A 15,112-nucleotide genomic window follows, 5' to 3' on the forward strand; every position below is an offset into this window, starting at 1 on the left:
CGGACCGCTGCCAAAGTAGCGGTCCGCCCTTTTTATGCCGACATCACAAATGTTACGAAATTGTAAATTCGGGCATTTTGGGCGGTATTGGGCGCCACTTTAGGTATTTGCCGCTGCTGGGAGCGTGTTTACCGGCTATCACCTTTTGCCGCTTTACAGCGCTGGTGCACACACCGATCCAACCGGTCTTTTATTTTGGGGCGCCGGCGAGCTTTTAGCAGCGGCGGACAGTTGGCAGGCAGTTTTTTGCCCGGCTGTTTTTGGGGGATAGAAGAGGGGCACAAAGTGCCGGTAAACTGATCGCAGATACTGTCACGCTTTTCACAGTTTGTTAAAGGGAAACCTTTTTCTTTTGACCGATATAGAGTATACTGTACAAAATGGTGAAAACAGGTCCTGTTATAGCGATCTGTGCGGAGGTGGGGGCGTTTTTATGAGGATGGGGCGACGGGTGTGGGCACTGCTGCTGTTGCCGGCACTGCTGCTGGGTGTTTTAAGCGGGTGTAATGAGAGCAAGAACATTGTTTTTGAGGCCGACACTGGAGCGGTACAGCACCAGACCGACCTGACCTTTTTTGGCTACAAATACGAGGCGCTGAACGTGATGGCCATTGAGGACGCGCTGCACGGTTACATGGACGACTACCCCGGGGTGAACATTGCCTATGACGGCATCAAGAGCCCGGATTACTTTAGCGTGCTGGAAAAGCGGCTGTCCACCGGCAACGGCGACGACATTTTTATGGTGGACCACGAGCGGGTGTTAAAGCTGTCGGGGCAGGGACAGCTGGCCGATCTGTCGGACCTGTCGACGCTGGAAAACTTTAGCGATCTGGCCCGCAGCCAGATGGCCGCCGACGGGACCATCGACTACCTGCCCACCTCTATCTCGGCTTTTGGCCTGTACTGCAACACCGCGCTGCTTAAAAAGCACGGGCAAAAGATACCCGAGAACCTGGCTGAGCTGGAGGCGGTGTGCGACTACTTTGTGTCGCAGAAGATCATCCCCATCGTGGCCAACAACGATATATCGCTAAAGACGGTAGTGCTGGCCAAGGGATTGCTGCCGGTATACCAGAGCGCGGACCCCGCCGCCCGGATCGCCCGTTTGAGCAGCGGCCAGGACGACCTGACCCAGGTGTTGGCCCCCGGCTTTTCACTGGTGGAAAAGATGCTGCGCCGGGGTTGGATAGACGCCGACGAGGCGCTGAACACCGCCAAGACCAAAGACGACCTGGCGCTGTTTGCCGCCGGCGAACGGCCCTTTATGCTGACTGGTGTCTGGGCGGTGCCCCGCCTGCGGGAGCTGGAGCCGGATTTTTCTTTTGAGGTGCGGCCCTATCCGATCTTAGACGACGGCAGCGTGCTGGTCATCAACATCGACACCCGCGTGAGCGTGAACGCCGACAGCCCCCATGTAGAGAAGGCCAAGGAGTTTGTGGAGTATTTGACCCAAAAAGATGTGATGTGGGAATTTGTGGACAGCCAATGCTCGTTTAGCCCACTCAAAGACAACCGCCTTTCTGAAGACCAGGCGATACAGTCTATCAGCCCCTACCTCACCAACGGGCGCAGCGTCATTGGCGCCGACGACAACCTGCAGCTGCCCATTTGGGACCTCGCGCGGCAGTGCACGGTGGGGATGCTGCAGGGGGACAGCGCCGAGCAGGCCACAGCGCGCATGCAGCTGCTGATCGACCAGTGGCGCGCACAGCAGACGGAGGTAGGTACACCGTGAAGAGAAGGCACAAGTGGGCTATCGTTGCGCTGGTGCTGCTGGCACTGGCGGGACTTTTGGGCGGCGGTATCTACTATATCGCCCATGTGCAGGAGGCGCTGTGGACCAAGGCGGTGACCGATATTTTGGAGGTGACCGCCCAGGGGCGGCACGCACTGGACACCTATATGGAAAAAGACGCCGAGACGCTGCACCTGCTGGCAGCCGACCTGAGCGGCGAGGACCCCGCCGACGGGGCCACGCTGCTAAAAAAGGTGCGCCTTTTTAGTGAGAGCGGCACCAGCTATATCTGCGTGGTACTGGATACCGGTACCGTGTATACCGACCGGCAGCAGACGGGGTATGTTTTGAGTCAGGAGCAGCTGGACACCTTTTTGGCACTGGCGGAAAGTGGGGTGCGCCGCCCCTTTTTAGACGGCTATACCGGGGTGTGGACCCTGGGCAACTACGAGCGCTTTACGTTTGCCGACGGCACCGTGGGACTGGTGCAGAAAACCCGTCCGCTGGCGGAGGTGGCGCAGCGATTCTCGCTCTCGTTTTACGACGACACGGGGTTTTCTTACGTGGTGGACCGCGAGGGGGATATCCTCATCCGCTCCCTGCACAAAAACAGCAACCGCACCTTTCAAAACCTGTTTGACATCGTCGACCTGCAGGGCAACGAGTCGGGCGCAGTGGAGACCTTTCGCGCGGCGCTGGGCAACGGCAAAAAAGGGGTGGCGCGCTTTCAGTACCAGGAGCAGGAATACGTATTTTGTTACGTGCCGCTGGAGAGCGTGCCGGGCTGGGACGTGATCTCGATCGTGCCCAACCAGGTGATCATGGAGCAGGCCGGCGAGATCATTGAGCAGTCGCAGATACTGCTGCTGTTGGTGGCGGCAGGCGTGCTGGTGCTGACGGCGTTCTTTTTGTTCTACCGCTACTCTACCAGACGGATCGTGGCGGCCAAAGAGGAGGCGCGCCGGGCCGCCGAGAGCGCCAGCGTGGCCAAGAGCCGCTTCCTCTCGAACATGTCGCACGATATCCGCACGCCGATGAACGCCATCATCGGCATGACCAAGCTGGCCGCCGACCAAGCCGACCAGCCGGACAAGGTGCGGCAGTATTTAAAGAACATCGATCTGTCGGGGCGGATGCTGGTGGGGCTGATCAACGACATTTTGGACATGTCGCGCATCGAGAGCGGAAAGATGGTGCTCAGCGAGACCGACACCTCGCTGGAGGAGCTTTTGACCGGCATCGTGAAGATGGTACAGCCTATGGTGACGGAAAAGAAGCAGCAGTTTGAGGTGCGGCTGTTGCAGGTGCAGCACGAGACGCTGTGTTTTGACGCGCTGCGGCTCAACCAGGTGCTCATCAATCTGCTCTCGAATGCGGTAAAGTTTACCCCTGCGGGGGGCGCTATCACCGTAGAGGTGGCTGAGCAGCCCGCGGTCAAAGAGGGCTGTGCCCGTCTGGTTTTTCGTGTGGCCGACACCGGTATCGGCATGAAGGCCGATTTTCGCGAGCATTTGTTTGACACCTTCAGCCGCGAGCAGGACAGCCGTGTAGACAAGATCGAGGGCAGCGGGCTGGGCATGGCCATTACCAAGATGATCGTGGACCTGATGGGCGGCGAGATCACCGTGCAGAGCCAGCCGGACCGGGGGAGCACCTTTACCGTGGAGCTGGATATGCGCCTGCCCGGCCGCCAGCTGCCGGCCGAGGACCCGCTGCCGCCCATGCGCGTGCTGCTGGCCGACGATGACGCAGCCACCCGCCAGTCGGCAGCCGCCTTTTTGCGGGAGCTGGGGGCGGCAGCCGATATCGCCGACAGCGGACAGGCCGCCGTGGAGATGGCGGTAGCGGCCCACGGCCGAAAAGCGGACTACGACCTGATCATTTTGGACTGGAAGATGGCCGGCCTGAGTGGGATCGAGGCTGTGCGCGGGATACGGGAGCGCATACCGGCCGAGGTGCCGGTGGTCATTTTCTCGGCCTACGACTGGGCGCAGATCGAGGCCGAGGCGGTGGCGGCAGGCGCCAACGGCTTTATCCAAAAGCCGATCTTCAGGTCGACGCTGTACCACTGCCTGCGGCAGTATGTGCTGCGGCAGGAGCCCAGCGCCCCGGTCGGCGGCGACACAGCCGACCTGAGCGGCCGGCGCATCCTGTTGGCCGAGGACAATGCCTTTAACCAGGAGATCGCCCGGGAGATCCTGCAGGAGGTGGGGGCCCAGGTCGAGACGGTAGACGACGGGCGGGCCTGCGTGGAGCGCTTTGCGCAGATGCCGGCGGGTTATTTTGACCTGATCCTGATGGACATACACATGCCGGTGATGGACGGCCATGAGGCCGCCCGCCAGATACGGCGCATGCGGCGGGCGGACGCGGTGACCATCCCCATTTTTGCCATGACGGCCGACGCTTTTGCCGAGGACATCGAGGCGGCCAAGGCGGCGGGCATGAACTGCCACATTGCCAAACCGCTGGATATACCGGTCATGCTGCGCGAGATGCAGCGGTACCTGCCACGCTAGACAGTGCGCCGGCGCCCGGGAGGTGCCCGGCCGCTGTTTTGGGAGATGGGCTCAGTTGTTCCGGCGCCGGCGGTGTGGTATAGTGAACTTGGATATGTGCAAAACTGCCGGCGGACCGGGCTATCTGCCCGCCGGCCCTATTATGGAAAGGATGGTCTTTATGCCTCCCCTCAGTCTACTCATCCCCATTGGTATTGCGGTAATTTTGATCTTGGCACTGTTTTTCACCGGTTATGTGAAAGCGTCGCCCGACACGGCGTACATCATCTCTGGCCTGCGGCGGCAGCCCAAGGTGCTCATTGGCAAGGCGGGCGTAAAGATCCCGTTTTTAGAGAAAAAAGATATCCTCAACCTGCAGCTCATCCCCATCGATGTAAAGACCTCCAACGCAGTGCCCACCGCCGACTACATCAACATCAACGTGGATGCGGCAGTCAACGTAAAGATCAGCGACCAGCCCGAACTGCTGCGGGTGGCCGCCCAGAATTTTTTGAACCAGCCCACCGCCTACATCTGCGCCGTGGCCCGTGAGGTGCTGGAGGGCAACATGCGCGAGATCGTGGGCAAGATGGACCTGCAGGAGATGGTATCGGATCGGCAGAAGTTTGCCGAGCTGGTAAAGCAGAACGCCGAGCCGGACCTGGCCTCGATGGGGCTGGACATCGTGAGCTTCAACGTGCAGAACTTTATCGACGACTCGGGGGTCATCGAGAACCTGGGTGTAGACAACATCGTCAAGATCCAGAAAACGGCGGCCATCGCCCGTGCCGAGAGTGAAAAAGAGATCGCCAAGGCCAAAGCGATGGCCCAAAAAGAGGCCAACGACGCCCAGGTAGCCGCCCAGCAGGAGATCGCCATCAAGCAAAACGATCTGGCGGTAAAGCAGGCTGAGCTCAAACGCATATCGGACGCCAAGAAGGCGGAGGCGGACGCCGCCTACCGGATCCAGGAGCAGGAACAGCGCCGTACCATCGAGATCGCCACTTCGGACGCCGACATCGCCAAGCAGGAAAAAGAGATCGTCATCAAAAAGCGCGAGGCCGAGGTGCAGGAAGAGGCGCTAAACGCCAGCGTGAAAAAGCAGGCCGACGCCGAGCTGTACCGCCGCCAGAAAGAGGCCGAGGCCCAAAAGTTTGAGATGCAGCGCGCCGCCGAGGCCGCCCTGTTTGCCAAGGAGCAGGAGGCCACCGGTATTCGCAGGGTGGGCGAGGCTGAAGCCGAGGCCATCCGCCAGAAAGGACTGGCCGAGGCCGAGGCCATGGAGAAAAAAGCCGAGGCCTACCAGAAGTACAACAGCGCCGCTATGGGCGAGATGCTCATCAGGGTGCTGCCCGATATTGCTCAGAAGATCGCCGAGCCCATGGCGGCCATCGATAAGGTGACCATTATCGGCTCTGGCAGTGAAGGCGTGAGCAGTGTGGCGGACGGGGTGCCGGCGGTGATGGCCAAATTGTTTGAGACCATGCGCGAGACGGTGGGCATCGACCTGAACGAGATCGTGCGCGCCGGCAGCTATGACGCCAAAGTGAACCGCAATGTGGCGGTGAGCGGTATACCTGAGAGCATTACCCTAAATACCCAGACTGCAGAAAAAGAAGAAGAGACGACAGTGGAAGAAAAGGACGAGGACGAGAGCGAAAAAGAGAGATAGTGCGGGTACATAGGCAAAAAGAGCTGCCAGCAGGCGGCTCTTTTTTGTTTGGACGTTTGTCTGGGTGACAGAGAAATTTTTCTGAAATGAGAGGCTCTCTGTTTTCTGTTACAGATAATTTATCGAGATCTGATAAATAACTATCGTAAAGTATCACACAAATATTTTCTATAAAAACGGTGTTTGACCGCGAAAGATCGTCGGCGCTTTGTAGGTCTCGTGGCCCCGAGCGCCTTTTTGTCTGCGGGGGGCTAAGACGGCGCCATATACGATAAAAGCTCTGATAAAAATACCGCTAGCGGGCCCGCTCCTCTCCCATTTTATGTGGGCTATACGGAAGAGCGCCCCGCCATGCGCAAAGTGCGCCAAGGCGGCGATGCGGTATACTACGTGAAATACGTCCATTTACCGCGCGGGCAGCGATGAGCCCGTTATCGCCGAAAGGAGGAGCATCAACGGATCGGTCCTGCGCGAAAGTACGCTCTGCGGTCTCGTCTATTCCTCTTGGTCGGCCGGTTCTGACGGGATGGGTTGTACGCTCTGCCGCAAAGACTTGATCGGCGGCAGCGAGCCGGAGCCCATTTGGAGCGGACGGGGATATCCATCTGGTGGGGAGAGGGCAGCCCCCTCTATGCGCACCGTTCACGGGCGAAAACACGGCAAGACCGGGACAGCGCGCGCAGGTGCGCACAGACGCGCACAGACGTGTGTACGGCGCTGTCTAAAGGCAGTGATGCCAAACCCGAAGAGCGAACAGAACCTGTCGGCACTTTGTGCGATGCGCCCGGCGCCGCTTGTTGTGTAGAGTACACCGCCGAGGCCAAATATGGCCTGAAACTTTTTAGACCAGACAGTGCAGCAGAGCGCTTTTATCTTCTGGGCCGAGCCGCCGGCCACTGGTCACCGCCAAGTCTGTCTATGTGGCCAGCTATCGGCCGGATCGTATCCAACAGACCGATCTGATGACCGGAGAGCCCCGATCTGTATGGTTGGTCTCCCCTTCTCGGCAGAGTTTTATTTTTTGACCTGCGGTGAAAACGACCTCTATTTGTATGCAGCGGCCGAGACGGCAGAGCAAGAGCAGTCCGGTATCTACCAGCTGCCTATGGCCGGCGGAGAGCCGGGGGCTGCTGACAGGTGAGGAGAGCGGGGCTGCGGAGCGAGACTTTACAGCAGGCGCCGTCGTATTGGACGGGTGACCACACTGGTTCACCTATCTCGCCCCTTGCCGGATAGATCTGGCCACTGGGGAGATCCGGCAGGTACTTTTTATATAAGACGGATGCCTGCGCCAAAACAGAGAGACAGGATGGCTTAAAGCCATCCTGTCTCTCTGTTTTATAGTTGGGAGTAAAGAAGTCAGCTATGTAGCATGTAGAGGAGATCAGAAGTATCTCTTCAGCAGGCCGGCGAAACCACAGCCGTGGCGGGCCTCGTCTTTAGCCATCTCGTGTACGGTGTCGTGGATGGCATCGAGATTGAGGGCCTTGGCGCGGGTGGCCAGGTCTTTTTTGCCGGCGCAGGCGCCGTGCTCGGCGGCTACGCGCATCTCGAGGTTCTTCTTGGTGCTGGAGGTCACTACCTCACCCAGCAGCTCGGCGAACTTGGCGGCGTGCTCGGCCTCTTCAAAAGCGTATCTCTTATAGGCCTCGGCGATCTCGGGATAGCCCTCACGCTCGGCCACACGGCTCATGGCCAGGTACATGCCGACCTCGCTGCACTCGCCGTTAAAGTTGGCGCGCAGATCCTCGATGATGTCGGCGGGAGCGCCTTCGGCCACGCCCACTACATGCTCGTCAGCGAAAACCAGACCCTCGGAGGCCTGCTCGTTGAACTTAGAGGCGGGAGCGCCACAGACCGGGCACTTCTCGGGCGCGGCGTCGCCCTCGTGTACGTAACCACAAACGGTGCAGATAAATTTTTTCATTCGTAAATTCCCCCTAATCAAAATTCTCTCACAAGTTTTAACTGGTATTGGGTCAGTTTCTCTTGGTGTAATTAAACTATACCACCTTAGTCCACATTTGTCAACACCTCTCCGACAAAATTTTTTCAATAATTTTCCTGCCGGGCACCAAACAGAGCCGGCTGCGCAACAGTTCCTGTTTGGTGCCCGGTGGGGATACTTCTACTCGGCTGGATGTGGTACAATATAGAGCAGCTGATCGCACCATCAAGTAAGAGGAGGCCCTATCCGTGGACACACTGCTCATCTCGATCAACTCTAAATACAGCCACACCGGGCTGGCTGTGCGCTACCTGGAGGCGGCCATCCGGCGGGCGGGGGGCAGCTGCCAGGTACTGGAGTGCACCATCAACCAGCTGCCCCACCAACTGCTCAGCGAGATCTACCGCCGCTGTGCACGCCCTACACAGCTGCTGTTTTCCACCTATATCTGGAACGTGGCCACGATCGCCCGGTTGGGGCCGGACCTGAAAGCGATACTGCCCCACTGCCCCATATTCTGTGGCGGCCCGGAGGCCGGATACGACCCTGATTTTTTAAGCAAGTACCCCTGGTGCGACGGGGTGCTAACCGGTGAGGGAGAGATACCGGTGCCGCTGTTGGCGGCGGGGGCGCCGCTGCCGGAGGTGCCCGGCCTGCACTGGCGAGACGGGGCACGGGTGGTGCAAAACGGTCCGGCACCGGTGCCGGACATGGACCAGCTGCCGTTTGTATACACTGCGGACACGCTGCCCCGCGACCGCACGCTGTACTATGAGACCAGCCGCGGCTGCCCTTTTCACTGCCACTACTGTCTGTCGGGGGCGGGGGGACAGGTGCGCTTTCGCAGCCTGGAGAAGGTATTTGCCGAGCTCGACTTCTTTTTGGCGCAGCGGGTGCGGCAGGTAAAATTCGTCGACCGCACCTTTAACTGTAATCGGGCGCGGGCGCGGACCATCTGGCGCTACCTGATGGAACACGATAACGGGGTGACCAACTTCCACTTTGAGTTGGGGGCCGACCTGCTGGGGCCCGAGGACGCGGCGCTGCTCGAGGGGGCCCGCCGGGGTCTGTTCCAGTTTGAGATCGGGGTGCAGTCCACCCATCCGGCCACGGTGGCTGCCGTGCAGCGGGTACACGACTTCAGGGCGATCGCCAAGGCGGTGGGCGCACTGCTGGCGCCGGGCAACATCCACATCCACCTGGACCTGATCGCCGGACTGCCCCACGAGGACCTGAAGGCTTTTTCCCGCTCGTTTGACGATGTTTACCGGCTGCACCCCCACCAGCTACAGCTGGGCTTTTTAAAGCTGCTGCACGGCAGCCTGCTGCGCCAGGAGGCCGAGGGGTACGGCATCGTGTGCAGCGAGGCGCCCCCCTATCAGGTGCTGCGCACCCGCTGGCTGTCTTTTGCGGACCTGCTATTGCTGGAGCAGGTGGAGGACTGTGTGGATACCTTTTACAACTGCGGCCGCTACCGCACGGCGATCGGGTACCTGGAACAGCTGCTGGATAGCCCCTTTGCGCTCTACTGCCAGCTGGCCCAGTATATGCAGCTGGAGCGGCAAAAAGAGCAGGTATCGGGCATGCCGGCGGCACTTTCTAAAGAGGACAAGTGGCGTTTGCTGCTGGCGTTTGGCACCGGGCTGCCAGGGGCCGACGCCGCGCGGCTGCGGCAGTGCATCCAGTTTGACCGGCTGCGGCAGGAGCGGCCAAAAAAACACCTCCCCTTTTTAGACGGCGGTGACCTGACGCCCCGCTACCGCCAGCAGATCCGCGACTTTTACGGCGATGAGGCGCAGGTGGCCCACTACCTGCCCGGCCATGTGGGCATGCACCCGGCGGCTATTGCCAAGTCGGTGTACATCCACGTGTTCCCCTATCCGGTGTGGCCCGACAGCCGGGAGACGGCGGGCGGACCGGTGGCGGTACTGTTTGACTACAGCCGCACCGACCCGGATAAAAACGCCATATTTTACCAGATAGATCTGGGCGGATCTGTTTGACAGGAGTTGCCGCCAAACCGTATAATAGTAGCCAAGTGCTCTTAAATCGCTCCCATTTGTCGATCGTTTTCGAGAATTTCGCCACCAGTGACGAGGAGGTCTTTGTGCCATGGGCTATGTAGTGTATATAGGCGCCGCCAACGTGGATATTACCGGTTTTGCTACCGGTGACCTGATACCCCGCAATTCGAACCCCGGCAAGATACGGCTGTACAGCGGCGGCGGAGCCCGCAACAGCGCCGAGTGCTATGCCCGGCTGGGGGGCGAGGTGAAATTTATCGGGGCGATCGGCGACGACGCCTTTGGCCAAAAACTGGTGCAGGACAGCCAGGCGGTGGGCATCGACATGTCGCACTGCCTGACGGTGCCGGGAGCGATGTCCTCGGCCTATATCGCCCTGATGGACGAGGAGCGCGACATGGCCGTGGCGCTTTCGGATGTGGAGCTCGAGCAGCGGCTGACGCCGGAATTTATGGCTGCGAAGCTGCCGGTGCTGTGCGGGGCCCGGGCGGTGGTGCTGGGCAGCGGGCTGCCTATGGAGACGCTGGAGTTCGTCACCCAGAACTGCCGGGTGCCGCTGTGGATCGACACCTCGTCGGTATCGCGCGGGCTGGCTATCAGGCCCATTTTGGGCCGCTTTCACACCGTGAAGTGCAACCTGCTGGAGGCCATGGCGGTGACCGGCGAGACCGCGCAGGACATTGCGGCCCTGCAGCGCATGGCCAGGGCTATTTTGGCCATGGGGTGCCGGCGGGTGCTCATCACCTGCGGCGCGCGGGGCGCCTTTTGCGCCGACGGCGAGAGCATAGGTATGCACCCGGCTATACCGGTGCGCCGGGTGCAGAGCGCTACCGGCGCCGGCGATTCATTTTTTGCCGGGGTGCTCTTGTGGCGGGAGCGGGGGTACTCGATCCAGCAGTCGGTCCGCTTTGGGATGGCGGTGGCCAATCTGACCATCCGCTCCCCCCTGCCGGTCAATCCCGATCTAAATTTAGAGGAGGTCTTAGCTCTTGCATTCTGACTTTGAAGACACAGCAAAAAACCCAAAATACGGCGCACCCATCACCAAGAGAGAAGCCGAGATCCTGGCCATCATTCGCAAAAACCCCATGATCAGCCATCAGGAGTTGGCCGACATGCTGGGCATTACCCGGTCTGCGGCCTCGGTGCACCTGACGAACCTCACCAAAAAAGGCAAGATCAAGGGCCGCGGCTACATACTTGAGCAGCCCAATTACGCCACCATCATCGGCGCGGCCAACATGGATATCAACGGGTTTTCGTTTGAGCCCATGGTGGCCGGCAGCTCGAACCCCGGGCGCATCTCGCTGGTGCCGGGGGGCGAGGCCCGCAACTTGGCCGAGAACCTGGCTCGGCTGGGCATCAACGCCAAGCTGATGGCCCCCATTGGCGGCGACATGTTCGGCGAAAAGATTGTGGCCGACTGCCGGGCGCTGGGGATAGATACCTCCGACTGCCTGCTGCTGCCCAACGCCTCTACCTCACTGTTCATGGCTTTTATCAACTCCGGCGGCGACATGGCTATGGGCCTGTCGGACATGCGTATCGAGGACAACATCACCCCCGAATACGTACAGCGCAAATCGGGCATTTTGGCCGGTTCTAAGGTCATCGTGCTGGGCAGCGGGCTGCCGCCGGAGACGCTGCAGTACGTGCTGGAAAACTTCCCCCAAAAGGAGATCATTATGGATGTGGGGGCGGTGGGTAAATGCAAGCGCTTTGTCCATCTGCTGGACCGCATGTGTACCTTACAGCTCAACCGCATCGAGGCGGAGTTCATCTCGGGGATCTCGATCGTAACGGCGCAGGATGCCATCCGCGCGGCCAAACACATCAGCAAGATGGGGCCCAAACGGGTGTTCATCACGCTGGGCGTAAAGGGCTGTGCGGTGGTGACCCCCAGCGAGGAGGGGTTCTTCCACACCCGCGCCCGGCGGCCGGTGAGCACCACCGGCGTGGGCCAGGCCTACACCGCCGGGATCGTGTACGGGGCCATCTACGACTTGTCGCTGACCGAGACGGTGCAGTTTGCCATGGCTTGCTCTATCCTTACGCTGCAGTCGGAGAGCGCTGTCAACCGGGCGCTGAACCTGCAGGCAGTGGAACAGGTGGTGCTGGATAACCAGGAATACTAAAATTTTGCCGCCGCTCCGGCCGCTTGCCGCGAGACGATAGCAGCCGGGTACTGTTTGACTGCTTTTTAGGGCTGTGGGCACCGATACCGGTCGCCTGCCGTCCTATTTTTATGGCAGCGACGGCTGTTTGACCGCCGATACCTGCGCGCAGAGCCAGATGATAGTGCCCGGCAGGGTCGGTGGCGGACAGGGGTTGAAAAAAAGGGCGAATATAGGTAAACTGGTAGGGTCAGTGCAATAAGGAGGCAGAAACCTTGGGAATATTGGACCTGTTTAGACGAAAAAAGCGGGATAAAGACGCACCTGCTGCCGCGGCAGATACACCCGACCAGCAACCGAGCCGGGAGGCGCCGACAGAGGACGCGCCGCCGACTGCGGCAGTGGACGAGCCCCCCGCTGCGTGCAAAACTGCTGCACAGAGCGAAGCTGCCACAGGGGATATACCGGCAGCAGGCGCTGTAGCTGCCCCAACCGCCGATGCCGACAAGGCAGAGGAAGCTGCTGCTGAGAGTTGCACCACAGTGGAGGGTGAGACAGATATAGAAAAAGCGGCCGCAGGCGGCGGGCAGGCAGAGGTGCTCTCCCCCACCGAGATCCTGATGCTGTTTTACGCCGAGAACTACAGCCAGGACCAGCAGTTTTTTGAGGGGTTTTGGTACTACGATTATCAGCTGCAGGACCCCTACCCCACCTTGCAGATGCTCTGGGAGCAGGGGTATTTGCAGCTGGGCGATCTGACCGGCACACTGCAGCGCGAGACAGCGGCCAACCTGCGGCAGTTGCTGCGGCGGCAGGGGCTGCCCACCTCGGGCAACAAACAGGTACTGGTGCAGCGGCTGCTGGACTCGGTAGGGCCGCAGGCGCTGCAGCAGCTTTTTCCCCACCGGCGCTTTTGCCTGACCGAGAAGGGCCGACAGATAGTGGCGCAGAACCCCGGCATCTATTACGCCCACACCCACCCCAACTGCGGAGTGGATATCTGCACCGCGCACCAGCTGTGCGCCGGGCCGCAAAACCACCTGACGGCCCTGTACGCCCAGCTGGAAAAGAAAGCCCGGCAGCAGCTGGAACAGCAGGATTGGGCCGCCTATCGCACTACCCGGTTTGGCATGAGCCAGATCGCCCAGGACCAAGACGACCAGCGCCGGGCACTGCGGCTGTTGGCGGAGGTGCTGTACTGCGACCTGTACCAGCTGGGGGCAGACGCCGCGGCCATTTCCCGGGCAAAGCTGCCCACCGGGACGCTACGGGCACTGCGGGCGGTACAGCGCGCGCTGGAACTGAGCGACCGACAGCTGCACGAGGCGCTGACCGAGGAGTTCTCCACCCTGCTCTCGCCCCGGCACGAGCTGCCGGACGAGACCTGCGCCGACATTGTACTAGACGCATTGGGGGCGGCGGTAAAGGTCTGAGCGAGAGTTGGCCGGTAAACACCGCAGGTCGATACACAGGTATAAATAGGAAAAGCCGGGCCAGAACGCTTAATCTGGCCCGGCCTTTTTATGGTGCTGAAATGGGGATATTATACCGGCAGGGTAGCCGCACACAGTTCGCAACGGTAGCAGGTGTGCTTTCGGGGAGTTTAAATAGGTCTGGGAACTTGGGAGATAGACCGTTTTGTTAAAGACGCAAAAACACCGGTGGCCAACGAAAGCCATCGGTGTTTTAAATGGAAATGGGAACTGACAAGGATAAGCCCTTACAGGGGATGGACCTTGTTTTTCACATCTACGTGCTCGCCGTCGATGTGCAGTTTTTTGTTGCGCCGGTTCTCGAAGAACTTGACGGCGACCTGACCGAACTGGGCGTAGGTCAGCACGTCTTCCTCCTGCTCCATGTACTCGGCACACTCGGCGCGCAGCTTATCCAGCTCGGGCTCCAGATTATCGGCCGGACGGCAGGTGATCTGCGGCTCGTCGCCGATGATCTGCTTGACGAACTCGGGCTTGATGGGGACCGGAGTCTGGCCGTAGTCGCCGCGGACCAGGCCCTTGAACTCTTTGGTGACCATCTTGTAGCGCTCGCCGTTTAGCACGTTGAACACCGCCTGGGTGCCCACGATCTGCGAGCTGGGGGTGACCAGCGGCGGGAAACCGGCGTCTTCGCGCACGCGGGGGACCTCTCTGAGGACCTCTTCGTACAGCTCTTCCTTGCCGGCCTGCTTGAGCTGCGACAGGAGGTTGGAGAGCATGCCGCCGGGTACCTGGTACAGCAGGGTGTTGGCGTCGACGCCCAGCACCTTGTGGTTGATCATGCCGTTATCCACGTATTTCTGGCGGATGGTAGCAAAATGAGCGCGGATCTTATCGAGCTGCTTTAAGTCCAGACCGGTGTCGTACTCGGTGCCCTGCAGGGCGGCGACCATCGACTCGGTGGGGGCGTGGGAGGTGCCCAGCGCCAGCGGGGACATAGCGGTGTCGATGATGTCGACGCCGGCCTCGATCGCTTTGAGCTCGGCCATGGAAGCCAGGCCCGAAGTGTAGTGGGTGTGCAGCTGGATGGGGATCTTGACCGTCTCTTTGAGGGCCTTCACCAGGTCGTAGGTGCCGTAGGGGGTGAGCAGACCGGCCATATCTTTGATGCAGATAGAGTCGGCGCCTTCATCCTCCAGCTGTTTGGCGTACTTGGTGAAGTACTCGATGTTGTGCACCGGAGAGGTGGTGTAGCACAGGCAGGCCTGCAGGTGGCCGCCGGCCTTTTTGGTGGCGCGGATAGAGGACTGCAGGTTGCGGATGTCGTTGAGCGCGTCGAAGATGCGCAGCACGTCGATGCCGTTGGCGACCGACTTCTCGACAAAGTACTCGACCACGTCGTCGGCATAGTGGCGGTAACCCAGGCAGTTCTGCCCGCGGTACAGCATCTGCAGCGGGGTGTTGGGCATGTGCTTTTTCAGGATGCGCAGGCGCTCCCAGGGGTCTTCATCCAGAAAGCGGATGCAGGCGTCGAAGGTGGCGCCGCCCCAGCACTCGATGGAGTGATACCCCACCTTGTCCATTTCATCCAGGATGGGCAGCATATCGTCTATGGTCATCCTGGTGGCGAACAGAGACTGGTGCGCGTCGCGCAATACGGTCTCTGTGATTTTTACTTTTGCCAT

The 15,112-nt window shown here is 60.2% G+C and carries 9 protein-coding genes; 7 read left to right on the plus strand and 2 right to left on the minus strand.

Annotated elements, in window-relative coordinates; all coding sequences use genetic code 11:
* The first annotated feature begins 433 nt into the window (after positions 1-433).
* The 3 genes from H8K20_RS06570 (at position 434) to H8K20_RS06580 (ending at position 5,908) form a co-directional block, all read left to right on the plus strand.
* Complete coding sequence (locus H8K20_RS06570) at positions 434-1,738, plus strand: ABC transporter substrate-binding protein (protein WP_186487853.1); 1,305 nt, start codon at positions 434-436, stop codon at positions 1,736-1,738.
* Positions 1,735-4,257, plus strand: coding sequence for a response regulator (locus tag H8K20_RS06575; protein ID WP_186487854.1), 2,523 nt, complete (start codon positions 1,735-1,737; stop codon positions 4,255-4,257). The genes H8K20_RS06570 and H8K20_RS06575 overlap by 4 nt, the downstream gene beginning before the upstream one ends.
* Before the next feature lie 160 nt (positions 4,258-4,417).
* Entirely contained in the window at positions 4,418-5,908 is a 1,491-nt protein-coding gene (locus H8K20_RS06580) for a flotillin family protein (RefSeq protein ID WP_186487855.1), read from the plus strand.
* Between the two features lie 1,384 nt (positions 5,909-7,292).
* Here H8K20_RS06580 and H8K20_RS06585 read toward each other — a convergent pair.
* Positions 7,293-7,835, minus strand: coding sequence for an NADH peroxidase (locus H8K20_RS06585; protein ID WP_105204155.1), 543 nt, complete (start codon positions 7,833-7,835; stop codon positions 7,293-7,295).
* Between the two features lie 269 nt (positions 7,836-8,104).
* On the opposite strand from H8K20_RS06585, the gene H8K20_RS06590 reads away from it, so the two are divergent.
* The 4 genes from H8K20_RS06590 (at position 8,105) to H8K20_RS06605 (ending at position 13,427) form a co-directional block, all read left to right on the plus strand.
* Positions 8,105-9,859: a DUF4080 domain-containing protein gene (locus H8K20_RS06590; RefSeq protein ID WP_186487856.1), complete on the plus strand. Its 1,755-nt coding sequence runs from the start codon at positions 8,105-8,107 to the stop codon at positions 9,857-9,859.
* Between the two features lie 109 nt (positions 9,860-9,968).
* The gene (locus H8K20_RS06595) at positions 9,969-10,880 is read left to right on the plus strand and encodes a carbohydrate kinase family protein (RefSeq protein ID WP_186487857.1); all 912 of its coding nucleotides are present in this window, start codon (positions 9,969-9,971) and stop codon (positions 10,878-10,880) included.
* Complete coding sequence (locus H8K20_RS06600; RefSeq protein ID WP_186487858.1) at positions 10,870-12,015, plus strand: PfkB family carbohydrate kinase; 1,146 nt, start codon at positions 10,870-10,872, stop codon at positions 12,013-12,015. The genes H8K20_RS06595 and H8K20_RS06600 overlap by 11 nt, the downstream gene beginning before the upstream one ends.
* A 521-nt stretch (positions 12,016-12,536) precedes the next feature.
* The gene (locus H8K20_RS06605) at positions 12,537-13,427 is read left to right on the plus strand and encodes an SAP domain-containing protein (RefSeq protein ID WP_186487859.1); all 891 of its coding nucleotides are present in this window, start codon (positions 12,537-12,539) and stop codon (positions 13,425-13,427) included.
* Between the two features lie 287 nt (positions 13,428-13,714).
* On the opposite strand, the gene H8K20_RS06610 is transcribed toward H8K20_RS06605, so the two are convergent.
* Positions 13,715-15,112 (minus strand): oxaloacetate decarboxylase subunit alpha, encoded by a 1,398-nt coding sequence (locus H8K20_RS06610; protein WP_105204145.1) that lies wholly within the window; start codon positions 15,110-15,112, stop codon positions 13,715-13,717.

Origin of the sequence: Neobittarella massiliensis (ex Bilen et al. 2018), from assembly GCF_014269355.1 — a bacterium.
Taxonomy (GTDB): domain Bacteria; phylum Bacillota; class Clostridia; order Oscillospirales; family Ruminococcaceae; genus Neobittarella; species Neobittarella massiliensis.

Bases quoted from the DNA above. Each gene is read 5' to 3' on its own strand.
- H8K20_RS06570 (WP_186487853.1), top strand. From the start codon at position 434: ATGAGGATGGGGCGACGGGTGTGGGCACTGCTGCTGTTGCCGGCACTG.
- H8K20_RS06580 (WP_186487855.1), top strand. From the start codon at position 4,418: ATGCCTCCCCTCAGTCTACTCATCCCCATTGGTATTGCGGTAATTTTG.
- H8K20_RS06585 (WP_105204155.1), bottom strand. From the start codon at position 7,835: ATGAAAAAATTTATCTGCACCGTTTGTGGTTACGTACACGAGGGCGAC.
- H8K20_RS06610 (WP_105204145.1), bottom strand. From the start codon at position 15,112: ATGGCAAAAGTAAAAATCACAGAGACCGTATTGCGCGACGCGCACCAG.
- H8K20_RS06595 (WP_186487857.1), top strand. From the start codon at position 9,969: ATGGGCTATGTAGTGTATATAGGCGCCGCCAACGTGGATATTACCGGT.